19 protein-coding genes are annotated in these 23,844 nt (G+C 72.9%); 11 read left to right on the top strand and 8 right to left on the bottom strand.

From position 1 onward, the window contains the following. Positions 1-71: 71 nt before the first annotated feature. The 5 genes from BMY40_RS20845 to icmA all read left to right on the top strand — a co-directional run bounded on the left by BMY40_RS20845 (position 72) and on the right by icmA (position 3,587). A complete protein-coding gene (locus BMY40_RS20845) occupies positions 72-446 on the top strand; it encodes a DUF3817 domain-containing protein (protein ID WP_093661881.1) in 375 nt (124 codons plus the stop codon). Further along, positions 443-733: an MTH1187 family thiamine-binding protein gene (locus BMY40_RS20840; protein ID WP_093661879.1), complete on the top strand. Its 291-nt coding sequence runs from the start codon at positions 443-445 to the stop codon at positions 731-733. The genes BMY40_RS20845 and BMY40_RS20840 overlap by 4 nt, the downstream gene beginning before the upstream one ends. A 100-nt stretch (positions 734-833) precedes the next feature. Then, the gene (locus BMY40_RS20835) at positions 834-1,343 is read left to right on the top strand and encodes a MarR family winged helix-turn-helix transcriptional regulator (protein ID WP_093661877.1); all 510 of its coding nucleotides are present in this window, start codon (positions 834-836) and stop codon (positions 1,341-1,343) included. A gap of 75 nt (positions 1,344-1,418) precedes the next feature. Continuing rightward, complete coding sequence (locus tag BMY40_RS20830; RefSeq protein ID WP_093661875.1) at positions 1,419-1,757, top strand: DUF3817 domain-containing protein; 339 nt, start codon at positions 1,419-1,421, stop codon at positions 1,755-1,757. Between the two features lie 129 nt (positions 1,758-1,886). Continuing rightward, on the top strand, positions 1,887-3,587 hold the full coding sequence (icmA, locus tag BMY40_RS20825) for a coenzyme B12-dependent isobutyryl-CoA mutase large subunit (protein ID WP_093661873.1): 1,701 nt from the start codon (positions 1,887-1,889) through the stop codon (positions 3,585-3,587). Positions 3,588-3,718: 131 nt separating this feature from the next. Here the strand turns inward: icmA and BMY40_RS20820 are convergent, their stop codons facing one another. Next, on the bottom strand, positions 3,719-4,381 hold the full coding sequence (locus BMY40_RS20820; RefSeq protein ID WP_093661871.1) for a TetR/AcrR family transcriptional regulator: 663 nt from the start codon (positions 4,379-4,381) through the stop codon (positions 3,719-3,721). A 195-nt stretch (positions 4,382-4,576) separates the two neighbouring features. On the opposite strand from BMY40_RS20820, the gene BMY40_RS20815 reads away from it, so the two are divergent. From BMY40_RS20815 to BMY40_RS20795, 4 genes are all read left to right on the top strand, one after another. Further along, the gene (locus tag BMY40_RS20815; protein WP_093661869.1) at positions 4,577-5,560 is read left to right on the top strand and encodes a tetratricopeptide repeat protein; all 984 of its coding nucleotides are present in this window, start codon (positions 4,577-4,579) and stop codon (positions 5,558-5,560) included. Positions 5,561-6,137: 577 nt separating this feature from the next. After that, positions 6,138-6,755, top strand: coding sequence for a DUF6230 family protein (locus BMY40_RS20805; RefSeq protein WP_093661867.1), 618 nt, complete (start codon positions 6,138-6,140; stop codon positions 6,753-6,755). 104 nt (positions 6,756-6,859) lie between these two features. Next, the gene (locus BMY40_RS20800) at positions 6,860-7,399 is read left to right on the top strand and encodes a DUF6114 domain-containing protein (RefSeq protein ID WP_093661865.1); all 540 of its coding nucleotides are present in this window, start codon (positions 6,860-6,862) and stop codon (positions 7,397-7,399) included. Then, entirely contained in the window at positions 7,392-8,741 is a 1,350-nt protein-coding gene (locus BMY40_RS20795; RefSeq protein ID WP_093661864.1) for a hypothetical protein, read from the top strand. Before BMY40_RS20800 ends, BMY40_RS20795 begins: the two co-directional genes overlap by 8 nt. A 111-nt stretch (positions 8,742-8,852) precedes the next feature. On the opposite strand, the gene pyk is transcribed toward BMY40_RS20795, so the two are convergent. From pyk to pta, 3 genes are read right to left on the bottom strand one after another with little or no spacing between them, the layout of a single operon-like run. Next, a complete protein-coding gene (pyk, locus tag BMY40_RS20790) occupies positions 8,853-10,280 on the bottom strand; it encodes a pyruvate kinase (protein WP_093661862.1) in 1,428 nt (475 codons plus the stop codon). Between the two features lie 54 nt (positions 10,281-10,334). After that, entirely contained in the window at positions 10,335-11,561 is a 1,227-nt protein-coding gene (locus BMY40_RS20785) for an acetate kinase (protein WP_093661860.1), read from the bottom strand. After that, positions 11,558-13,768, bottom strand: a complete 2,211-nt coding sequence (gene pta, locus BMY40_RS20780; RefSeq protein WP_093661858.1) for a phosphate acetyltransferase — start codon at positions 13,766-13,768, stop codon at positions 11,558-11,560. The genes BMY40_RS20785 and pta overlap by 4 nt, the downstream gene beginning before the upstream one ends. A 374-nt stretch (positions 13,769-14,142) precedes the next feature. Here pta and BMY40_RS20775 point away from each other — a divergent pair, with 374 nt between their 5' ends. Then, the gene (locus BMY40_RS20775) at positions 14,143-15,168 is read left to right on the top strand and encodes an ATP-dependent 6-phosphofructokinase (protein ID WP_093661856.1); all 1,026 of its coding nucleotides are present in this window, start codon (positions 14,143-14,145) and stop codon (positions 15,166-15,168) included. Between the two features lie 180 nt (positions 15,169-15,348). On the opposite strand, the gene BMY40_RS20770 is transcribed toward BMY40_RS20775, so the two are convergent. Beyond that, positions 15,349-16,083, bottom strand: a complete 735-nt coding sequence (locus BMY40_RS20770) for a response regulator (RefSeq protein ID WP_093661854.1) — start codon at positions 16,081-16,083, stop codon at positions 15,349-15,351. Further along, positions 16,080-17,702 carry a sensor histidine kinase gene (locus BMY40_RS20765; protein ID WP_093661852.1) on the bottom strand — a complete coding sequence of 541 codons (1,623 nt, stop codon included), beginning with the start codon at positions 17,700-17,702 and terminating at the stop codon, positions 16,080-16,082. The genes BMY40_RS20770 and BMY40_RS20765 overlap by 4 nt, the downstream gene beginning before the upstream one ends. Positions 17,703-17,918: 216 nt before the next feature. Here BMY40_RS20765 and BMY40_RS20760 point away from each other — a divergent pair, with 216 nt between their 5' ends. Further along, complete coding sequence (locus tag BMY40_RS20760) at positions 17,919-19,349, top strand: cation:dicarboxylate symporter family transporter (protein ID WP_093661850.1); 1,431 nt, start codon at positions 17,919-17,921, stop codon at positions 19,347-19,349. A gap of 81 nt (positions 19,350-19,430) precedes the next feature. Here the strand turns inward: BMY40_RS20760 and glgB are convergent, their stop codons facing one another. Next, positions 19,431-22,205, bottom strand: a complete 2,775-nt coding sequence (gene glgB, locus BMY40_RS20755; RefSeq protein WP_093661848.1) for a 1,4-alpha-glucan branching enzyme — start codon at positions 22,203-22,205, stop codon at positions 19,431-19,433. 28 nt (positions 22,206-22,233) lie between these two features. After that, positions 22,234-23,694: a maltokinase N-terminal cap-like domain-containing protein gene (locus tag BMY40_RS20750; protein WP_093661846.1), complete on the bottom strand. Its 1,461-nt coding sequence runs from the start codon at positions 23,692-23,694 to the stop codon at positions 22,234-22,236. Between the last annotated feature and the right edge of the window lie 150 nt (positions 23,695-23,844).

Raw genomic sequence — 23,844 nt, 5'->3', positions numbered from 1 at the left:
CGGACGAGGGTCTCCGGGGGGAGGCTGCCACAATGGCATAGCTTGTGCATCCCTTCACAAAGGATCTCCCCGTGGACCTCAAGACCGCTTCAGCGCTCCGCCGCCTCCGGCTGATCTCCACCCCGGAGGCAGTCTCCTTCCTGCTGCTGCTGGTGTGCTCCGTGCTCAAGCGCACGACCGAGTTCAACGCGGTACCGGTGATGGGCGCCGTCCACGGCGCCCTCTTCGTGCTCTACGTGATCTTCTGGCTGGACGCCTGGAACCGCGCCAAGTGGCCGCTGGGCCGCGCCGCGCTCTACTTCGCGCTCTCGGTGCTGCCCGGCGGCGGTTTCTACGCCGACAGGCTGCTGCGCCGCGAGACCGAGGCGAGCGTGATCGCCGCCCGGGCCCGCGCCGAGCGGGCCAAGCAGACCGAGCGGCCCCGCACGGGGGCGGTGGACGCGTGATCGTCGCCTTCTCGGTCACCCCGCTCGGGGTCGGCGAGGACGTGGGGGAGTACGTCGCCGACGCGGTGCGCGTGGTGCGCGAGTCCGGGCTGCCCAACCGCACCGACGCGATGTTCACCTCGATCGAGGGCGAGTGGGACGAGTGCATGGAGGTCGTGCGGCGGGCGGTGGCCGCCGTCGAGGCCCGGGCGCCGCGCGTCTCGCTCGTCCTCAAGGCCGACGTCCGCCCCGGTGTCACCGACGGCCTGACCTCGAAGGTCGCCACCGTCGAGCGGCACCTGGGCTGACCGCCGCCCCCTTATCCGCCCGGCGGCGGCCGTGCCGCCGGGCGGCCCGAGTGCTGAGACGGAGCTGACCACGATATGACCGGCCGGTAAGGTCGTAACCGTGCCGAAGCCGCTCAGCCTGACGTTCGACCCGATCGCCCGCGCCGACGAACTGTGGAAGCAGCGATGGGGCTCCGTGCCCTCGATGGCCGCGATCACCTCGATCATGCGCGCGCACCAGATCCTGCTCGCCGAGGTCGACGCCGTCGTCAAGCCCTACGGGCTGACCTTCGCCCGCTACGAGGCGCTGGTGCTGCTGACCTTCTCCAAGGCGGGTGAGCTGCCGATGTCGAAGATCGGCGAGCGGCTGATGGTCCACCCCACCTCCGTGACCAACACCGTCGACCGCCTGGTGAGGTCCGGCCTGGTGGCCAAGCGCCCCAACCCCAACGACGGCCGCGGCACGCTCGCCTCCATCACCGACCGGGGGCGCGAGGTGTGCGAGGCGGCCACCCGCGACCTGATGGCGATGGACTTCGGGCTCGGCGCGTACGACGACGAGGAGTGCGACGAGATCTTCGCGCTGCTCAGGCCGCTGCGCGTGGCCGCGGGGGACTTCAAGGAGAGCTGAGCCGGCTTTCCGCCGGGATCCGCCGGCCGCGGGGCCCCGGCCGGGCCCCGCGGAGCGCCGGTTACGCTCGTGTGCATGAAGAAGAGCGTGCTCACCCGCTACCGGGTGATGGCCTACGTCACCGGTGTCCTGCTGGTCCTGCTGGTCATCGGCATGATCGGCAAGTACCTGCTGGAGATGGACGGCGCCGAGGGCTTCACCAGTGTCGTCAGCATCGCCCACGGCTGGCTGTACGTGCTGTACCTGGTCTTCGCCTTCGACCTGGGCTCCAAGGCGAAGTGGAAGTTCGGCAAGCTGGCCTGGGTGCTGCTCGCGGGCACCGTCCCCACCGCCGCGTTCTTCGTCGAGCGGAAGGTGTCGCGCGAGGTCGGACCGCTGGTCGAGGACGACGCGGCCGTCCCCGCCGAGGCCTGACCGCCGCCCCGCGCGCCGGGGCCGGCCCTCGCGCGCCCCTCGGGATCCACTGGGCCGCCCGTGTGCGCCACGCCGCACCGGGCGGTCTTCCATCGACAATTACTTGGACGTCCTAGTAAATTTGTGCGTATGGACGCTGACGCCATCGCAGAGGGCCGCCGCCGCTGGCAGGCCCGGTACGACGCCGCACGCAAGCGGGACGCCGACTTCACCACGCTCTCCGGCGACCCCGTCGAGCCGGTCTACGGTCCCGCGCCCGGCGACACCGTCGAGGGGTTCGAGCGGATCGGCTGGCCCGGTGAGTTCCCCTTCACCCGCGGCCTGTATCCCACCGGCTACCGCGGCCGGACCTGGACCATCCGCCAGTTCGCGGGCTTCGGCAACGCCGAGCAGACCAACGAGCGCTACAAGATGATCCTCGCGGCCGGCGGCGGCGGGTTGTCGGTCGCCTTCGACATGCCGACCCTGATGGGCCGCGACTCCGACGACCCGCGCTCGCTGGGCGAGGTCGGCCACTGCGGTGTCGCCATCGACTCCGCCGCCGACATGGAGGTCCTCTTCCGGGACATCCCGCTGGGCGACGTCACCACCTCGATGACGATCAGCGGCCCGGCCGTGCCGGTGTTCTGCATGTACCTGGTGGCCGCCGAGCGGCAGGGCGTGGACACCTCCGTCCTCAACGGCACGCTCCAGACGGACATCTTCAAGGAGTACATCGCGCAGAAGGAGTGGCTCTTCGAGCCGGAGCCGCATCTGCGCCTGATCGGCGACCTGATGGAGTACTGCGCCCGGGGCATCCCGGCGTACAAGCCGCTGTCGGTCTCCGGCTACCACATCCGCGAGGCCGGCTCGACGGCCGCGCAGGAGCTGGCGTACACCCTCGCCGACGGCTTCGGCTACGTGGAGCTGGGCCTCTCGCGCGGCCTGGACGTGGACGCCTTCGCGCCCGGCCTGTCGTTCTTCTTCGACGCGCACGTGGACTTCTTCGAGGAGATCGCCAAGTTCCGCGCCGCCCGGCGGATCTGGGCGCGCTGGATGCGGGACGTGTACGGCGCGAAGAGCGAGAAGGCGCAGTGGCTGCGCTTCCACACCCAGACCGCGGGCGTCTCGCTCACCGCCCAGCAGCCGTACAACAACGTGGTGCGCACCGCCGTGGAGGCGCTGGCGGCCGTGCTGGGCGGCACCAACTCCCTGCACACCAACGCCCTGGACGAGACCCTCGCCCTGCCCAGCGAGCAGGCCGCGGAGATCGCGCTGCGCACCCAGCAGGTGCTGATGGAGGAGACGGGCGTGGCCAACGTGGCCGACCCGCTGGGCGGCTCCTGGTACGTCGAGGCGCTGACCGACCGGATCGAGGCCGACGCCGAGAAGATCTTCGAGCAGATCAGGGAGCGCGGCCGCCGGGCGGTGCCGGACGGCAACCATCCCATCGGCCCGATCACCTCCGGCATCCTGCGCGGCATCGAGGACGGCTGGTTCACCGGCGAGATCGCCGAGGCCGCCTTCCGCTACCAGCAGTCGCTGGAGAAGGGCGAGAAGAAGGTCGTCGGCGTCAACTGCCACACCGGCTCGGTCACCGGCGACCTGGAGATCCTGCGGGTCAGCCACGAGGTCGAGCGCGAGCAGGTGCGCGTGCTGGCCGACCGCAAGGCCGCGCGCGACGACGCGCGCGTGCGCGCCGCCCTGGACGGGATGCTGGCCGCCGCCCGGGACGGTTCCAACATGATCGAGCCCATGCTGGACGCGGTGCGCGCCGAGGCGACGCTGGGCGAGATCTGCGGGGTGCTGCGCGAGGAGTGGGGCGTCTACACCGAGCCCGCCGGCTTCTGAGGCGGCGCGGCGTGCGACCGGCCGTCGGCCACCGCGCGCCGGTCACCGCACCGGACCGCACCGGACCGCACCGCACCGGACCGCCGCCCGGCCCCGTTCCTCCGGGAACGGGGCCGGGCGGGCGGCCGCCGTCAGGCGCCGCCGGAGCCGTCCGGGGCGGGCTCGGCGGCCGGCCCGGCGGGGGACAGACCGTGCAGCAGCAGGGCGGTCAGGGCGCGGGCCCACGCCGGGGTGACCCTCTGCGCGCTGACCAGTGAGCGGTGGAGGACCGCGCCCGCGATCACGTCGAAGATCAGGTCCGCGGCGCGGTCCGCCGCGGCGGTGCCCTCCGGGCCGGGCGCGTCGGGCGGGAGCTCGCCGCGGGCCTGGGCGCGGCGGCGGCCCGTGACCACCAGGTGCTTCTGGCGTTCCACGATGGCGGTGCGGATGCGGGCGCGCAGCGCCTCGTCACGGGTGGCCTCGGCGACGACGGCCATCAGCGCCGTCTTCGCCTCCGGCCGCTCCAGCAGCGCGGCGAAGGAGAGCACCACGCCCTCGACGTCCGCCCGCAGACTGCCGCGGTCGGGCAGCTCCAGCTCGTCGAAGAGGACGGCGACGGCGTCCACGACCATCTCGCTCTTGTTCGTCCAGCGGCGGTAGAGGGTGGTTTTGGCCACTCCCGCACGCATGGCCACGTCCCCCATGGTCAGCCCGCTCCACCCCAGCTCGGCCAGGGCCGAGCGCGTCGCGTCGAGGATCGCGCGGTCCGCCGCGGCGCTGCGCGGCCTGCCCGTGCGTCGAGCGGAATCGGCCATGGGGTGACTGTAACCGGGGCCATGAGTTACGCTACGAGCCGTATCGAAAAGCTGGTTCCAGCGCCGTTTCCGCGGAGCCCGGAGAGGGCCCGGGGCGGCGGTGATCACGCGGCAGCCACTGGCGCCGGACGGGGACCCGGCGCCGATGTGCGACACGCTGCACGGAACGGTCCCGGAACGGGGGAGACTGGTCACATGCAGCCACGCAACATGTCCATGAGCGGAGTGGTCGACCTCGCCGCGGTGAAGGCGGCCGGGGAGGCCAAGCAGAAGGCCGAGGAGGCCCGTGCCCGGGCCGCACGGCAGCAGGGCGGGGCCGGTGGTGCCGGCGCGGCCGGAGCGGCCCCGGTGTCCCTGGTGATCGACGTTGAGGAGGCGGACTTCGAGCAGGAGGTGCTCCAGCGCTCCGCCGAGGTCCCGGTCGTCATCGACTTCTGGGCCGAGTGGTGCGGCCCGTGCAAGCAGCTCGGGCCGCTGCTGGAGCGGCTGGCGCACGAGTACGCAGGGCGCTTCCTCCTCGCCAAGATCGATGTCGACCGCAACCAGATGCTCTTCCAGCAGTTCGGGGTGCAGGGCATCCCGGCCGTCTTCGCGGTGGTGGCCGGCCAGGCCCTGCCGCTGTTCCAGGGTGCGGCACCCGAGCAGCAGGTGCGCGAGGTGCTGGACCAGCTCGTCCAGGTCGCCGAACAGCGCTTCGGCATCACCGGCATCTCCGTGGAGGGCGGCGAGGGCGGCGAGCAGGCCCCGGCCGCACCCGGTGTCCCGGAGGACCCGGCGCTGGCCGCCGCCCACTCCGCGCTGGACGCGGGGGACCTGGGCGGTGCGATCCAGGCGTACCGGAACGTGCTCGCCGACGACCCGGCCAGCACCGAGGCCAAGCTGGGACTGGCCCAGGCCGAGCTCCTGCAGCGCATCCAGGGTCTGGACGCGGCACAGGTGCGCAAGGAGGCGGCCGATGCGCCCGCCGACGTCCGGGCTCAGCTGAGGGCGGCCGACCTCGACCTGGCGGGCGGGCACGTCGAGGACGCCTTCGGGCGGCTGGTGGAGACGGTCCGCCGCACGGCGGGTGACGACCGGGAGGCCGCACGCGTCCGTCTGCTGGAGCTCTTCGAGGTGGTCGGACACGAGGATCCGAGGGTGGTCGCGGCACGCGGTGCCCTTGCCCGTGTCCTCTTCTGACCTGCCGGTTCCAGTGGTCCGGGACTTGTTGACATAACGATCAACAGCGGCCGCGCCTTTGCCAAAACTTGGTAATCGCGGCCGCTGTTACTCGCAGTAAACCGCTTGGGGTGTTTGGTCCCGCGAAGTCCGGTTGATCCGCTCGCCCATCGTTTCTTCCGGCAACCCTGGGTGCCCGCTTGATCACGTTCGGCGCGGGTGCGGTCATCTTCCTGTTACTCGCAAGTAACGAGCCCCTTGTGCCCCGGCCTCTCATGGACCACGATCGGCCACGCTCGGTCCATCGTCCGCAGCCCGGCACACCACATCCGGGCACAACCGGACCATGGGTCCCCACCGGGTGGGCCGGCGTCGGTGACGCCGGCCGCGGACAGGGGGGTCTCTGCCCAGGGGCAGGGCCTGTCCGGCAAGTCGCGCGAGAGCGCGGCCAGTGGTTGTCGCTCGGGGGTGATCGCCGGCGCTTCGGAATCTGGTGAATCCGGGGAACGGCGCTCTCCTTCCCGAGGACGTAGCACTTCTCCCATCCCGTCCGGGTCCGGCCCGGGCCGGAGATGTACGTCCGAGAAGGAGGAAAGTCATGGAGTCTGTGGCTCGTGGCGGGACCAGATGGAAGCGGTTCGCCGTCGTCATGGTCCCCAGCGTTGCCGCCACGGCGGCGGTCGGGGTCGCCCTGGCACAGGGTGCACTCGCCGCGTCGTTCAGCGTCTCCGGCCAGCAGGCGAAGGTCTCGGTTGACCGGCTGGACGGCAAGGGGTTCGTGCAGTACGGCACGATCGACACCGTGCACGGGGGCAAGAAGGTCCCCGTCGCGGTGTCGGCCTTCAAGAGCGCCGAGCTCAGGGGGCTGTGCCAGTCCGTCGTGATCCCCGTTCCGGTCTTCGGCGATGTCTCGGTGAAGCTGAACGCGGGCAACAACGGCAAGGTCGTCGAGGCGAAGAACCTCTACATCGACCTCGACCAGCTCGACGCCGACGCCACGTTCAAGAACATCAACATCGGCGTCTCGGCGAACGACACCAGCAAGGGCCCGGGTCTTAAGGACGGCGACGCCGTGCTTCCGGGCTCCTTCGCGCAGGAGGCCGACGAGGCCGTGCTCACCGGCGTCAAGCAGACGTCCTGGGCCACCAGCGCCGGCACCTTCAAGCTCTCCGGCCTTTCGCTGAATGTCGCCAAGGGCAAGAACGAGTGCTTCTGACGCACTGAGCGGAGAGGGGGCGGGGGACCGCCGAGCCGGTCTTCCGCCTCCCCGCAGTGCCATCGATCTTTATGGACAGTTCGGCCCTAGGGAGCTGTTTTCTGATGAGTGCCGAGTCGCCGGGAGCGCGTGAACGCATCAGCCACTGGCGGCAGTCGTTCCGTCTGTGGCGCTGGCAGCGCCCCTTCTGGGCGGGACTGCTGACACTGCTGGGCGGCGTGCCGATCATCTGGATCCCGTACGCCGACCCCAGCCTGAGCCAGTTGTCCTTCCGGCTGGCGACCACCACGGGCTCCGGATCGCTGATCATCGGCGTGCTGCTGTTCGTGCTGGGTCTGACCCTGTGGTTCCAGCCGCACTCCCGGGTGTTCGCCGGAGTCGCCGCCATCCTGCTGGCGCTGGTCTCACTGGTGGTCTCCAACCTCGGAGGCCTCTTCGTGGGCTTCCTGCTGGCGATGGTCGGCGGCGCGATGGGCCTCTCCTGGGTGCAGAACAAGGAGCGGCCGGCCGAGCCCGCGGAGACCGGGGACGTTCCCGGTGCCCCCGCGCCCGAAGAGGCCCCGCAGGAGGTGGGCCTGGCCATCGTCGAGCAGGCCCCCGCCGGGGCGGACGACGGACAGAACGGGACGCGCCGTGATGCCTGACGAGTTGAACCAGGAGGACGCGACCGCGGCCGCGCCGCCCCGGCGTACCAGGAGCGGGCCGCGCCACGCCGCCCCGAGGAAGCCGCTGCTGACCCGGCTGCACGTTCCCGCGGGCAAGGCGATAGCCCTGGCCGCCATGCCGTCGGCCGTGCTCATGGGCATGGGGCTGACCCCCAAGCTCGCGCTCGCCGAGCCGCTGCCGAAGAACCCCTTCAGGGACGGGCCGTGTGTGACCGCGCCCGACAAGGAGGCGGAGGAGGACGGCGGACGGCAGGCGGAGAAGGAGAAGTCCGGGCAGGACGGCCGGAGCGGGCAGGACGGCCGGGACGCGAAGCCCGGTGCCTCCCCCGCGCCCGAGCCCGGCGCCACGCCGCCCGCCGAGCCCCCGGCCGACGGCGGAACCGGCTCCGGGCCGGGCTCCGCCTCCGGTGGCGCCGGAGGCGGGGAGGAGAAGGACACCGGCACGCCGGAGCCCGAGCCGAGCCCCTCGGAGACCGAGGAGCGCAACCCGCTGGACCCGCTGGGCATCGGCGACGCCATCAAGGACCTGTTCACCCCGGACGAGAAGAAGGCCGAGGCCGCGGCCCCGGCCGAGCCCTCCGCCTCGCCGAGCCCGTCGCCGTCCGGGGAGTCCGGGGGCGACTCCGGCACCCCGGTGGAGGACGCCGTCGGCGACGCCGCGGAAGGTGCCGTCGACGGTGTCGGCAAGGGCCTGAAGGACACCACCGACCGCGTCGGCGACGCGGTGGAGGACACCGTCGGCAAGGCGCGTGAGAAGGCCGGCGAGGCGGGCGGGAAGGCCACCGGGGAACCGGACGACACGGCCGTCCCAGGGGCGGACGCCTCCGGCAAGGAGCCCTTCCCCTGCCCGACCTACGACGCCGAGGCGCTGGCCGACGCGGAGGAGGAGCAGACCGAGGCGGTGCTGCCCAACGCCCCGTGGGTGCTGAAGACCAGTCTGCTCACCCTCCACGGCCTGGACTACCACGGCATCGTCAAGGTCCGCACCCACAACGGCACGGTCAAGAACGCCCTGAAGTTCACCGCCCGCTCGGTGGACATCCGTGACCTGCACCAGCTGGTGGAAGGGCCCGGCGGCAGCACCGCGCACGTCGAGGCGGCCAAGGGGAGCACCTCCACCATCCGCAACGGCACGGTGACGATGTACACCGAGGAGCTCAAGGGCAAGCTCTTCGGGCTCGTCCCGATCACCTTCAGCCCCGAGTCGCCGCCGCCGCTGAACATCCCGGAGGTGTTCTTCACGGACGTGTCGGTCAGACAGGCCGGCCAGTTCGGTGGCGACCTGCACATCCCGGGCATGAACCTCTACAACGGGAACTGACGCCCGCGGAACGGCGCGGCGAACGGCGGCGGCCCGCGTACCTCCGGAGGTACGCGGGCCGCCGCCGTTCGCCGCGCCGCGGGCGAGGGGCCGGGAAGCCGAGGGGCCGGGTCAGCGCTTGTCGTTGCCCAGGTGGTGCACCAGCACCATGTTGGTGGTGCCGGGGATGCCGGGAGGCGAGCCGGCCGTCATGATCATGGTGTCGCCGGTGTTGTACCGCTGGAGCTTGAGCAGTTCGGCGTCGACCAGGTCCACCATGTCGTCGGTGTGGTCCACGTGCGGCACCACGAAGGACTCCACGCCCCAGCTCAGCGTGAGCTGGCAGGCGGTGGAGGGCTCGGTGGTGAAGGCCAGGATCGGCTGGGCGGCCCGGTAGCGGGAGAGCCGCCGTGCGGTGTCGCCGGACTTGGTGAAGGCGACCAGCGCCTTGCCGTTGAGGAAGTCCGCCATCTCGCAGGCCGCGCGGGCCACCGAACCGCCCTGGGTGCGCGGCTTCTTGCCGGGCACCAGCGGCTGGAGGCCGCGCGAGAGCAGCTCCTCCTCGGCGGCCTGGACGATCTTCGACATCGTCTTGACGGTCTCGATCGGGTACTGCCCCACCGAGGACTCCGCCGAGAGCATCACCGCGTCCGTGCCGTCCAGGATCGCGTTGGCCACGTCGGAGGCCTCGGCGCGGGTGGGCCGGGAGTTGGTGATCATCGACTCCATCATCTGGGTCGCCACGATCACCGGCTTGGCGTTGCGGCGGCACATCTCGATCAGCCGCTTCTGCACCATCGGCACCTTCTCCAGCGGATACTCCACCGCCAGGTCGCCGCGGGCCACCATCACGCCGTCGAACGCGAGGACGACCTCCTCCATGTTCTCCACCGCCTGCGGCTTCTCCACCTTGGCGATCACCGGCACCCGGCGGCCCACCTCGTCCATCACCCGGTGGACGTCGCGGACGTCGGCGGCGTCGCGCACGAAGGACAGCGCCACCATGTCGCAGCCCATCTCCAGCGCGAACTTCAGGTCCTCGACGTCCTTGGCCGACAGGGCCGGGACGTTGACGGACACGCCGGGCAGGTTGATGCCCTTGTGGTCGGAGATCACACCGCCCTCGATGACGATGCAGCGCACCCGGGGGCCGTCCACGTCGATCACCTGGAGGGAGACGTTGCCGTCGTTGATCAGGACCGTCTCGCCCTTGGAGACGTCGCCCGGCAGGCCCTTGTAGGTGGTGCCGCAGATGGTGCGGTCGCCGGGGACGTCCTCGGTGGTGATGGTGAACTCGTCGCCGCGCACCAGCTCGACGGGGCCGTCGGCGAAGGTCTCCAGGCGGATCTTGGGTCCCTGGAGGTCGGCGAGCACGCCGATCGCGCGCCCCGTCTCCTGGGAGGCCTTGCGCAGGCGGTGGTAGCGCTCCTCGTGCTCGGCGTGGCTGCCATGGCTCATGTTGAAGCGGGCCACGTTCATGCCGGCCTCGATCAGCGTCTTGAGCTGATCGTAGGAGTCCACGGCGGGGCCCAGGGTGCAGACGATTTTGGAACGGCGCATGGGGGCGATCCTATCTTTTGTTCAGTGGCGGAACGTTCCAGGGGGTGAGCTGGCTCACTTCCGTCCCGCGGTGCCGTCGCCCACCAGCGCGTACGTCTGGCCGGCGATCTCCAGCTCCTCGTCGGTGGGCACCACGGCCACCGCCACCCGCGCGGTGGGCGGGGACACCAGCCGGGGCCCGCCGCCGCGCGCGGCGTTCAGCTCCGCGTCCACGGCCAGGCCCAGACCCTCCAGCCCGTCGACGGCGGCCTGCCGCACCGGGGCGGCGTTCTCGCCGACCCCGGCGGTGAAGGCCACCGCGTCCACCCGGCCGAGCACCGCGCAGTAGGCGCCGATGTACTTCTTCAGCCGGTGGACGTAGACGTCGAAGGCCAGTCTCGCCGACTCCGCGTCCGGCCCCTCGCCCGCCATCCGGCGCAGGACCTCCCGCATGTCGTTGTCCCCGCACAGGCCCAGCAGACCGCTGCGCTTGTTCAGCAGGACGTCGATCTCGTCCACCGACATCCCGGCGACCCGCGCCAGGTGGAAGACCACCGCCGGGTCGATATCACCCGAACGGGTGCCCATCACCAGGCCCTCCAGCGGGGTGAGCCCCATGGAGGTGTCCACGCACCGCCCGCCGCGCACCGCCGAGGCCGACGAGCCGTTGCCCAGGTGCAGCACGATGACGTTCACCTCGGACGGATCCCGGCCCAGCAGCTCGGCCGTCCTGCGCGAGACGTACGCGTGCGAGGTGCCGTGGAAGCCGTAGCGGCGCACCCGGTGGGCGTCGGCGACGGCGGTGTCGATGGCGTACCGGGCGGCGTACTCCGGCATCGTCGTGTGGAAGGCGGTGTCGAAGACCGCCACCTGCGGCAGGTGCGGCGCCAGCGCCATGGCCGTGCGGATGCCCGCCAGATTGGCCGGGTTGTGCAGCGGCGCGACGGGCACCAGGCGCTCGATCTCGGCCAGCACCGCGTCGTCGATCACGGTCGGCTCGGTGAAGCGGCGCCCGCCGTGCACCACCCGGTGGCCGATGGCGGCCAGTTCGGGGGAGTCCAGGCCCAGCCCGTCGCGGGCCAGTTCGTCGGCGACCGCCTTGAGCGCCGCCTGGTGGTCGGGCACCGGCTCCTCGCGCTCGCGCCGGGGTCCGCCGGCCGGGGCGTGGCGCAGGTACGAGGTGCGCTCGCCGATCCGCTCGACCAGGCCGGCGGCCGGGCGGGAGCCGTCGGCCATGTCCAGGAGCTGGTACTTCACCGACGAGGAGCCGGTGTTCAGGACGAGGACGCGGGTGCCTCTCACTCGTTCGCAGCCTTCCCCTCGGGGCCGGTCGGTTCGGTGGGCCCGGCGGGATCCGCGGGACCGGCGGGATCCGCGGGACCGGCCGCCGCGTCCGCGGCCCGTCGGCTCTGCTGCGCCTGGATCGCGGTGATCGCCACGGTGGTGACGATGTCCTGCACCAGAGCGCCGCGCGAGAGGTCGTTGACCGGCTTGCGCAGACCCTGCAGAACCGGGCCGACGGCCACCGCGCCGGCCGAGCGCTGGACGGCCTTGTAGGTGTTGTTGCCGGTGTTCAGGTCCGGGAAGACCAGCACGGTGGCCCGTCCCGCGACCTTCGACTCCGGCAGCTTGGTCGCCGCCACCGACGGCTCCACCGCCGCGTCGTACTGGATCGGCCCCTCCACCAGCAGGTCCGGGCGGCGTTCGCGCACCAGCTCCGTCGCCCGCCGCACCTTGTCCACGTCCGCGCCGGAGCCGGAGGTGCCGGTGGAGTACGACAGCATCGCGATCCGCGGGTCCACGCCGAACCGGGCGGCGGTGGCCGCGGACTGGACGGCGATGTCGGCGAGCTGCTCGGCGTCCGGGTCGGGGTTGACCGCGCAGTCGCCGTAGACCAGCACCTTCTCGGCCAGGCACATGAAGAACACCGAGGAGACGATCTCGGCGTCCGGCTTGGTGCGGATGATCTCGAAGGCGGGCCGCAGCGTCGCCGCCGTCGAGTGGGCCGCGCCCGAGACCATGCCGTCGGCCAGCCCCTCCTGGACCATCAGGGTGCCGAAGTACGACACGTCGGCCACCTGGTCGTAGGCCAGTTCGTAGGTGACGCCCCGGTGGGCGCGCAGCTTGGCGTACAGCTCGGCGAAGCGCTCGCGCAGCGGCGAGGTGTACGGGTCCACGGCACGGGCGAAGGCCCCCGGTCCCTCGGGCAGCTCCTCGGGCCCCAGCAGGCCCAGGTCGATGCCCAGTTCGGCGGCGCGCTTGCGGATCGCGGTCTCGTCGCCCAGCAGCGTCAGGTCGCACACGCCCCGGCGCAGCAGCACCTCGGCCGCCCGCAGCACCCGCTCCTCGGTGCCCTCCGGCAGGACGACGTGGCGGCGGTCGGCCCGCGCCCGCTCGATCAGCTCGTGCTCGAACATCATCGGGGTGACCCGGTCGCCACGGACCACCGAGAGCCGCTCGGTGAGCCGGGCGGTGTCCACATGGCCCTCGAAGAGGCCGAGGGCGATCTCCGCCTTGCGCGGGTTGGCCGTGGTCAGCCTGCCCTCCAGGGACATCAGCTCGCCGGCGGTGGAGAACGAGCCGCCGGGCACCGACAGCACCGGAGTGCCCGGGGAGAGCCGGGCGGCCAGCGCCATCGTCTCCTCGCCGGGGTGCTCCCCGACGGTGAGCAGCACCCCGGCGATGGCGGGGGAGCCCGCGGAGTGGGCGGCCAGCGCGCCGACGACCAGGTCCGCGCGGTCGCCGGGGGTGAGGACCATGCAGCCCTCGGTGAGGGCGGGCAGGAAGGTCGGCAGCGTGGCGCCGCCGAAGACGAAACCGCGCACATCGCGGGCGAGCCCGGCCGGATCCCCCTGGAGGACCTTCGCGCCCAGCGCCTCGGCGACCTGGGCGACGGTCGGCGCGGCCAGCGCGGGGTCCTCGGGCAGGGCGTACACCGGCACCGGCAGATGCCCGTCCAGGCCGGCGGCGCCGGCCGCCGCGTCGTCGGGGACCCGGTTGGCGATCATCGCGAGGACCTCGCAGCCCAGCGAGGCGTACGCGTGGTAGGCGTTGCGGACCTCGGCGGTCAGCGAGTCGGTGTCCTGGCCGGTGCCGGCCACCACCGGCAGCACCGGGGCGCCGAACTCGTTGGCCAGGCGCGCGTTGAGCGCCAGCTCGGCGGGCAGACCGGTGTCGGCGAAGTCGGTGCCCAGGACGAGGACGGCCTCGTAACCGCGGGCGACCGTGTGGAAGCGGTACACCAGCCGGGACACCAGCTCGTCGATGCCCCGGTCGGCCAGGACGGCCACGGCCTCGTCGTAGCCGAGCCCGACCACGGTCCCGGCGGGCTGGGAGAGCCGGTAGCGGCTGCGCAGCAGGTCGTAGATGGGATCGGGGCCGTCGTGGGCGAGTGGGCGGAAGACGCCGACCCGGCCGGTCCGCCGGGACAGGAGTTCCATGACTCCCAGCTCCACGACCTGGCGGCCGTCCCCGCGGCCGATGCCGGTCACGTACACGCTGCGCGCCACGTGTGCTCTCCCTGTTCGTCGTGCCCAGGGCCCCTCCGGGCCCTGCTCCCGTCGGGTACCCGGGCACGCCGTGGCGGAAAAGTGCCGGAAGCCGGGAGACGGCCCCCGGGAGACCGCGCGGACCCGGGGGGAACCCCGCGGGCCCCGCAGAACCCCGGGGAACTCCGCGGAAACCCCCTGGAAACGGTCCCGACAGGGCTTATCCGGGCACTTGTTCCTTTGACTACCCTTGACCCTACCGCCGTGGCCCGTGATGCCGCGTGCCGGTCGTGTCTCGAACGGTATGTGAGACGGGAGGCGGGGATGCGTTCAGGGCGTGAAACAATCGCGGCGGCGCACCCCCGAACCAGCAGCGAGCAGGAGAAGCGATCCCCATGCGCATCGGAGTCCTCACCGCAGGCGGCGACTGCCCCGGTCTGAACGCCGTGATCCGTTCGGTCGTGCACCGCGCCGTGGTCGACCGGCACGACGAAGTCATCGGCTTCGAAGACGGCTTCAAGGGCCTGCTCGACGGCCGCTACCGCGAACTCGACATCGACTCCGTCTCCGGCATCCTCGCCAGAGGCGGCACCATCCTGGGTTCGGCCCGGCTGGAGCGCGACCGGCTGCGGGAGGCGTGCCAGAACTCCGAGGAACTGCTGGAGAGGCTCGGCCTCGACGCGCTCATCCCGATCGGCGGCGAGGGCACCCTCACCGCCGCCCGGATGCTCGCCGACGCCGGGCTGCCGGTGGTGGGCGTGCCCAAGACGATCGACAACGATATCTCCGCCACCGACCGCACCTTCGGCTTCGACACGGCCGTCACGGTGGCCACCGAGGCCATCGACCGGCTGAAGACGACGGCCGAGTCCCACCAGCGCGTGATGGTCGTCGAGGTCATGGGGCGCCACGCGGGCTGGATCGCGCTGGAGGCGGGGATGGCCGGCGGCGCCCACGGCATCTGCGTGCCCGAGCGGCCCTTCCAGGTCGACGACCTGTGCAAGATGATCGAGGAGCGCTTCGCGCGCGGCAAGAAGTTCGCGGTCGTCTGCGTCGCCGAGGGCGCGCGCCCGGCCGAGGGCTCGATGCCCTACGAGAAGGGGCAGATCGACCAGTACGGGCACGAGCGCTTCACCGGCATCGGCAACCGGCTCGCCATCGAGCTGGAGCACCGCCTGGGCAAGGAGGCCCGTCCGGTCATCCTCGGCCACGTGCAGCGCGGCGGCACCCCCACCGCGTACGACCGCGTGCTGGCCACCCGCTTCGGCTGGCACGCCGTGGAGGCCGCGCACCGCGGCGACTTCGGCATGATGACGGCCCTGCGCGGCACCGAGATCGTCATGGCGCCGCTGGCGGACGCGGTCACCGAGCTGAAGACGGTGCCGCAGGACCGGATGGACGAGACCGAGGCCGTCTTCTGACCGGTGCGCCCACCGGCCCGAGGCCGTTCCCGCCGCCTGCGCCTCCGCCTGCGCCTGCGCCATCCGCGCCGCCGCGCCCGCCGCGCGCCCCCTCCAACGGGGCCGCCGCGGGCGCGGTGCGCGTCCGGGCCCGGTCCCGGGCCGCTCGGCCCGCTCCACCCGGCACCGGGGCCGCCGCCGTCAGCCGCGCCAGCGGTAGTGCAGCTCCGGCCGCCCCACCTGCCCGTACCGCGGGGCGCGTTCGGCCTGCCCGGTGCCGGCCAGGTACTCCAGATAGCGCCGGGCGGTGATCCGGTTGACGCCCACCCGCTGGGCCGCCGCGGAGGCCGTCAGCCCCTCCCCGGCGGCCGCGCGCAGTGCGGAGGTGACCGCCTCCAGGGTGGCGGGGCTCAGCCCCTTGGGCAGCGTGACGCGCCCCGGCGCCCGCAGCGCGGCCAGTGCCCGGTCCACCTCCGCCTGGCTGCGGGCCTCCGCGCCCGCGCAGGCGATCGTCTCCCGGAAGCGGGCGTACCGCTGGAGCCTCTCGCGCAGTACGGGGAAGGTGAAGGGCTTGAGCACGTGCTGGACCACCCCGAGCGAGACCCCCTCGCGTACGACGGCCAGATCGCGGGCCGAGGTGACGGCGAAGACGTCGGTGGTGTGGCCCGCCGCGCGCAGCGCCCGCACCAGGGCCAGGCCGTGGCCGTCGGGGAGGTAGAGGTCGAGCAGGACCAGATCGACCTCCAGCCGCTCCAGGGCCCGGCCGGCCTCCGCCCGGGAGTGCGCCACCCCCGCGACGGCGAAGCCCGGCACCCGGGAGACGTACAGGGCGTGGGCGTCGGCGGCCACGGGGTCGTCCTCGACCACCAGCACCCTGATCGGCCCGGGCCCCGTACCGCCGCCCCCGCCCCCGGCCCCCGCTCCCGGCCCGGTCACGCCGTCGCCCCCGCGGCGGCGCGCAGCGGCAGCCGCACGGTGAACTCCGCGCCACCGCCGGGCGCGCCGGCCAGCTCCACGGTGCCGCCGTGCCGCCGCGCGGTCTGCCGCACCAGCGCCAGGCCCAGTCCCCGGCTCGCGGGCCCGCCGGGCTTGGTGGACCAGCCGCGCCGGAAGACCTCCTCGGCCTCCTCCGGGCCGATGCCCGGCCCGGTGTCGGCCACGCGCAGCAGCAGCTCACGCTCCGAGGCCCGTACGGTCACCGTGACCCGGGCGACGGCGTCCCCGGCGGTGTCCCCGGAGGCGGCGTCGAGCGCGTTGTCGATCAGGTTGCCCAGCACCGTCACCAGGTCCCGGGCGGGCAGATCCGGCGGCAGCAGGCCGTCGTCGACACTGCTGTCCCGGGTGAGCACCAGCTCCACCCCGCGCTCGTTGGCCTGCGCCGCCTTGCCCAGCAGCAGCGCGGCCAGCACCGGCTCGGCGACCGCCGCGACGACCTGATCGGTCAGCGCCTGGGCCAGCTCCAGTTCGGCGGTGGCGAACTCCACCGCCTCCCGCTCGCGCCCCAGCTCGATCAGGGAGACAACGGTGTGCAGCCGGTTGGCGGCCTCGTGCGCCTGCGAGCGCAGCGCCTCGGCGAAGCCGCGCACCGAGTCCAGCTCGCCGGCGAGCGCCTGGAGTTCGGTGTGGTCGCGCAGGGTGACCACCGTGCCGCGCAGATCGCGCGCCGAGACCGGCGAGGTGTTCACCACGATCACCCTCTCGCCCGTCAGGTGGACCTCGTCCACCCGCGGCTCGGAGGCCAGCAGCGCCCCGGTCAGCGGCGCGGGCAGCCCCAGCTCGGCGACGCCCAGCCCCACGACCTCGCGCCCGGCCAGGCCGAGCAGCTCGCGGGCGCCGTCGTTGATCAGGGCGACGCGGCGCTGCCCGTCGAGCATGACCAGTCCCTCGCGCACGGCGTGCAGCGTGGCCTGGTGGTAGGCGTGCATCCGGCTCAGCTCGGCGGCGTTCATGCCGTGGGTGTGGCGGCGCAGCCGGGCGTTGATCACATATGTGCCCAGCCCGCCGAGCAGCACCGCGCCCGAGGCCACCGCGAGCAGGACGGCCATCTGGCGCTCCACCTCGTCGGTGATCCGCTCGACGGCTATCCCGGCGCTCACCAGCCCCACGATCCGCCCGCCGCCGTCGCGCACGGGCGTGACCACCCGCACCGAGGGGCCGAGGGTGCCGGTGTAGGTCTCGTGGAAGGTCTCGCCGCGCCGGGCGGGACCGATGTGGCCCACGAAGCGCAGGCCGATGCGGTCCGGCTCGGGGTGGGTCCAGCGGATGCCGCGCGGGTCCATGATCGTGACGAAGGTGACGCCGGTGTCGCGGCGGACCCGCTCGGCGTACGGCTGGAGGAGCGCGCTCGGGTCCGGCGAGCCGATCGCCTCCGCCACCGAGGGCGAGTCGGCGATCGCACGGGCGGTGGCGGTGGCGCGGTGCCGGGCGGCGGTCTCGGCCTGCCGCCAGTCGTTCAGGTAGGTGAACAGCGCGCACCCGGCCACCACGGCGACCACCACCACGACCTGCATCGCGAAGAGCTGGCCTGCCAGGCTGCGGGGGCGGGACAGACGCATGGGCACCAGTCTGCCCGCTCATCCCCCGAGCGGCCCTCCCCGGGACCGCGGGAGACGGCGGCCGGCCCTGCCCGCGAGAGCCGGTACGGCCGGAATCCCGCGTTCCGAACGGGTTTTCCGTGCACGTAATGCACGCAACCGTGATCGGCCTCACAGCCGGGTGCATAGTCGCCGGGACTCCACGCGAGTCGGAGCCGCAACACGGAGGAGCCCGACGTGCCACCGCAGAACGAACAGGCCGAGCAGGCCGCCCGGCCCAAGGGGCGGGACCGCACCCACTACCTCTACATCGCCGTGATCGCCGCCGTCCTGGCGGGCATCGCGCTCGGCTTCGCGGCTCCGGGCGTGGCCAGGGAACTCAAGCCGCTGGGCACCGGGTTCGTCGACCTCATCAAGATGATGATCTCGCCGGTGATCTTCTGCACCATCGTGCTGGGCATCGGCTCCGTGCGGAAGGCCGCCAAGGTCGGCGCGGTGGGCGGGCTCGCGCTCGGCTACTTCCTGGTGATGTCCACCGTCGCCCTGGCCATCGGCCTGGTCGTCGGCAACGTGCTGGACCCCGGATCCGGACTCCAGCTCACCGAGGAGGCCAGGAGCGCCGGCGCTGCGCAGGCCGAGGGCGCCGGTGAGGGCACCGTCGACTTCCTGCTGGGCGTCATCCCGACGACGCTGGTGTCCGCCTTCACCGAGGGCGAGGTCCTCCAGACCCTGCTGGTGGCCCTGCTGGTGGGCTTCGCGCTCCAGGCGATGGGCCCGGCCGGCGAGCCGGTGCTGCGGGGCATCGGCCACGTCCAGCGGCTGGTCTTCCGGGTGCTGGCCATGATCATGTGGGTGGCCCCGGTCGGAGCCTTCGGCGCCATCGCCGCGGTGGTCGGCGAGACCGGAGTGGACGCGCTGACCTCCCTGGCCGTCATCATGGTCGGCTTCTACGTCACCTGCCTGCTGTTCGTCTTCGTCGTGCTGGGCGCGCTGCTGAAGCTGGTGGCGGGGGTGAACATCCTCACCCTGCTGAGGTACCTGGGCCGCGAGTTCCTGCTGATCCTGTCCACCTCCTCGTCGGAGTCGGCGCTGCCGCGCCTGATCGCGAAGATGGAGCACCTGGGGGTGAGCCGGCCGGTGGTGGGCATCACCGTCCCCACGGGCTACTCCTTCAACCTCGACGGCACCGCGATCTACCTGACGATGGCCTCCCTGTTCGTGGCCGAGGCGATGGGCGACCCGCTCACGGTGGGGCAGCAGATCTCCCTGCTCGTCTTCATGATCATCGCCTCGAAGGGCGCGGCCGGCGTCACCGGCGCGGGCCTTGCCACCCTCGCCGGCGGCCTGCAGTCCCACCGCCCGGAGCTGGTGGACGGCGTCGGCCTGATCGTCGGCATCGACCGCTTCATGAGCGAGGCCCGCGCGCTGACGAACTTCGCCGGCAACGCGGTCGCCACGGTGCTGGTCGGCACCTGGACCAGGGAGATCGACAAGGAGCGGGTCGGCGAGGTGCTGGCCGGCCGCGTCCCCTTCGACGAGCGGACCCTCCTCGACGACGCCCACTCCCACGGCACCGCCCACGGCGCCCCCGACCGGACCACCGGTGACGAGACCACGCGGGACCCCGACCCCACCGGGCCCGCCGCCAAGGAGCCCGCGGGCGTGTGACCTCCCCGTGAACGCCCCGGGCCACCCGCGGCGGCCCTGTCCCGTTCCCCCCGGGACAGGGCCGCCGCGGCTCGCCGCCGGTCAGGCGGGAACGAGCCAGATCGTCGCCAGCGGCGGCAGTGTCGGGGCGATGCCGGCCGGACGGCCGTGCGCCGGGGCCGCGTCCGCCTTCAGCGGCCCGGGATTGCCCACGCCGCTCCCGCCGTACCGCGCGGCGTCGGTGTTGAGCACCTCCCGCCAGGCGGCGATCCCCTCGGGGACGCCGATCGGGTAGTCGTGCCGGACGACGGGGGAGAAGTTGGAGACGGCGATCAGCGGCGAGCCGTCGGCGGCGTACCGCAGGAACGCGAAGACGTTGTCGTCGGCCGCGCCCCCCTCGATCCAGGAGAAGCCGGCCGGATCGGTGTCCAGCTCCCACAGAGCGGGCGTGGCGGTGTAGACGCGGTTGAGGTCGCGGACCAGATCCCGCACCCCCTGGTGGTCGCCGGCGGCCGAGTACGCCGGGTCCAGCAGCCACCAGTCCGGCCCGTGCGCCTCCGACCACTCCGAGCCCTGGGCGAACTCCTGCCCCATGAACAGCAGTTGCTTGCCCGGGTGGGACCACATGAAGGCCAGGTACGCCCGGTGGTCGGCCCGCTGCTGCCACCAGTCGCCCGGCATCTTCGACACCAGCGACCGCTTGCCGTGCACCACCTCGTCGTGGGAGATGGGCAGGATGTAGTTCTCCGAGTAGGCGTACACCATCGAGAACGTCATCTCGTTGTGGTGGTACTTGCGGTGGACCGGCTCCCTGACCATGTACTCCAGGGAGTCGTGCATCCACCCCATGTTCCACTTGAAGCCGAAGCCCAGCCCGCCGAAACCGCCCGGCCCGGTGTGGTGGGTGGCACGGGTGACGCCGTCCCAGGCGGTGGACTCCTCGGCGGCGGTGATCACGCCGGGGCAGCGGCGGTAGACGGTGGCGTTCATCTCCTGCAGGAAGGCCACCGCGTCCAGGTTCTCCCGTCCGCCGTACACGTTGGGGGTCCACTGGCCGGGCTCGCGCGAGTAGTCCAGGTAGAGCATCGAGGCGACGGCGTCCACGCGCAGGCCGTCGATGTGGAACTCCTCGCACCAGTAGACGGCGTTGGCGACCAGGAAGTTGCGGACCTCGGTGCGGCCGAAGTTGAACTCCAGCGTCCCCCAGTCCGGGTGCTCGGCGCGGGCCGGGTCGGAGTGCTCGTACAGGGCGGTGCCGTCGAAGCGGGCCAGCGCCCACTCGTCCTTGGGGAAGTGCGCGGGCACCCAGTCCATCAGCACCCCGATGCCCTCCTGGTGGAGGCGGTCCACCAGGTACCGGAAGTCGTCGGGGGTGCCCATGCGCGCGGTGGGCGCGTAGAAGCCGGTGACCTGGTAGCCCCAGGAGCCGCCGAAGGGGTGCTCGGCGACGGGCATCAGCTCCACGTGGGTGAAGCCCAGGTCCTTCACGTACGCCGGAAGCTGCTCGGCCAGTTCGCGGTAGGTCAGCCCGGGGCGCCAGGAGGGCAGGTGCACCTCGTAGACGGACAGGGGCGCTTGGTGGGGAGCGCGTTCGGCGCGGTGAGCCAGCCACTCCTCGTCGTGCCATGTGTACGCCGACTCCTCCACGATCGAGGCGGTCGCCGGCGGGGTCTCGGTGCGGCGGGCCATCGGATCGGCGCGCAGGGTGTGGGAGCCGTCCGCGCGGGTGATGTCGAACTTGTACAGCGCGCCCGCGCCGACCCCCGGCAGGAACAGCTCCCACACACCGGTGCCGCCCAGCGAGCGCATGGGGGAGGCCGTCCCGTCCCAGTAGTTGAAGTCCCCGGCGACCCGCACACCCAGGGCGTTGGGCGCCCAGACGGTGAAACGGGTGCCGGCCACCCCGTCGACGGTCATGGGACGCGCGCCCAGCGCCCGCCACAGCTCCTCGTGGCGGCCCTCGCCGATCAGGTGCAGGTCCAGCTCGCCGATCGAGGGCAGGAAGCGGTACGGGTCCTCGGTCTCGACCTCGTCCTCGCCGGGCTCCTCCCCGTAGCGCACCAGCAGCCGGTAGGAGGGCATCGAGGGCTCGGCGGCCAGCGGGAGCACGCCGGAGAACAGCCCGTCCCCGTCGTCGTGCAGCTCGGCCCGCACGCCCCCGGCCAGGACGGCGACGGAGCGGGCGTACGGCCGCAGCGCCCGGAACAGTACCCCGCCGGGCACCCGGTGCGCGCCGAGCACCGTATGCGGGTCGTGGTGGGAGCCGTGCAGCAGGCGCTGCCGCTCGCCGGGGTCGAGCGCGGCGGCGCGCCCCACGTCCTGCCCGGCCGGGGCGTCGTCGCTCCGGCGCGGTGCCGGCGGGCGGGCGCCGGGCCAGTTGGGGGCGTGGTCCTTCAGCGGCCCGTCCTGGCGCAGCGCCACGGGCTCGGACGCCGCCGCCTTCCCGGCCGCGACCTTCCTCGCCGGGGCCTTCTTCCCGGCGGTTTCCCCGGCGGTTTTCGCGGTGGCCCTCGCGGCCGTCTTCCCGGATGGCTCGGCCGCGGCCTTCTTCGCGGTCTTCTTCGCCGCGGCCTTCTTCGTGACCGCCTTCTTCGTCACGGCCTTCCCGGCGGATCCGGCGGCGGCCTTCTTGACGGCCGTCTTCTTCGCGGCGGTCTTCCCGGCGGACCCGCCCGCGGTCTTCCTGGCGGCGGTCTTCTTCGCCGCGGCCTTCTTCACGGCGGCCTTTCCCTCGGAGGGGGCCGGGTCTCCGGCCGGGTCCTTCGGGCCGGCGGCTCCGGGGGAAGCGGCCGGGACGGCGTCCTCGTCCCGGCCGCCGGTGCGGACGGGCCGCGGGGAGGTTTCGGAGAACGGTCGGCTGTCGGGACGGGGGGTCACGGAAGGGGCCTCCTGTGCACGGAATCGTTCAGGTGTCCGCGAGCCGCTGGACGGCGGACATCGGGATGGCGAGCCAGGCGGGGCGGTGCCTGGCCTCGTAGAGCACTTCGTAGACGGCCTTGTCCGTCTCGTACGCGCGCAGCAGGACGTCCTCGTCGCGCGGGTCGGAGCCGGAGGCGTCGGCGTAGCCGGAGCAGTAGGCGTCACGGTTCTTCTCGGACCACTCGCGGGCCCACCCGGCCTCCTCGGGGGAGGAGCGGGCGTGCTGGCACGCCGCGTAGTCGAAGGAGCGCAGTATGCCCGCGATGTCCCGCACCACCGGCTGGGGGCGGCGGCGTTCGGTGATGGGGCGGGCGGGCTCGCCCTCGAAGTCGATGATCGACCAGCGGCCGTCGTCCCCCGCGCACAGCGCCTGGCCCAGGTGGAGGTCGCCGTGGATGCGCTGGGCGGACCAGGACCGCCCGCCGCGGCCGAGCCCGGCGACGGCGTCGAAGACGGTGTGCAGCTTCCCCCGGTACGGGCGCAGGGCGGGCACGGCGGCGGCCGCGGCCTCCAGGCGCTCGTTCATGCCGGAGGCGATGAACTCCAGCTGGCGGCGCCCCAGCGCCGTCACCGGCAGGGCCTGCGCCAGTGTGGTGTGCACCTCGGCGATCGCCTGGCCCAGCGTACGTGCGGAGGGGGAGAAGTCGCCGTGCGACGCCAGCGAGTCCAGCGCGAGCTGCCAGCCGTCGCTGGTGCCGGGGAGGAAGGGCTGGAGCACGCCCAGCGTCATCGGCTCGCCCGCCTCGCCGCCCTCGCCGGGGCGTTCGCCGGGGCGCGCCTCGAACCAGGCGGCCGGCGCGGGCACCCGGTCCGACCCGGCCCGCGCCAGGGCGAGCGGCAGCTCCAGGTCGGGGTTGACGCCGGGGCTGACGCGGCGGAACAGCTTGAGGATGTGGCTGTCGCCGTAGACCACCGAGGAGTTCGACTGCTCCACGCTCAGCGGCCTGGGCGGCAGCCCCTGCGGGATCGTGGTGCCGCGCTCCCGCTGGAAGAGCAGCGGGCCGAGCCGGCCGGGGGAGCGCAGCCGCTCCAGCAGTACGGCGGCCAGCCGCGGGTCGTGCAGGGCCTCGTAGACGGTGAGGCCGGCCAGCGGCCCGTCGGCGGGGTGGCCGATCAGGGACCCGGCCAGCGGCGGCGGGAGGGCGTCGCGCACGCCGAGCAGCAACTGGTAGCAGTCGGCGGGAACCGGATGGGTCTGCTCCGGTCCTCCGGGCTGGCGGGCCCGGACGAGCAGGTGCAGCAGGCCCGGCGCGGCCCCGCTCGTGCACGGCAGCAGCTCGGTGGCGGCGACGAGGGCGAACCCGCTGACGGGCCGCCCCTTCCCGGCGAACCAGCGTTGCCGCGGAAGCCATTCGGTGAGCAGTGGCGTGAGCGAACGCAGCAGCGCCGCGCCCTCCGGCTCGCGCGTGGCGACGACGGCGGCGCGCGGCGAGGAGCTGTCCGACATGGCGTCCTTTCCCCGGGCACACGAAAGGTACGGCAGAGTGTCCCGGATTGCGGCTGTGGCTGTCCGGCGGTGCGGGACGTGTCGGGGAGTACCCACCAAGCGGGCTAGCGAACTCTTGTGGGTGGTGCGATCGGCGGTGGGAGGAATACT

Origin of the sequence: Streptomyces radiopugnans, assembly GCF_900110735.1 — a bacterium.
Classification (GTDB): Bacteria; Actinomycetota; Actinomycetes; order Streptomycetales; family Streptomycetaceae; genus Streptomyces; species Streptomyces radiopugnans.
Note: the sequence above shows the minus strand (reverse complement) of the source record. Positions and strands in the feature narration are given on the sequence as shown.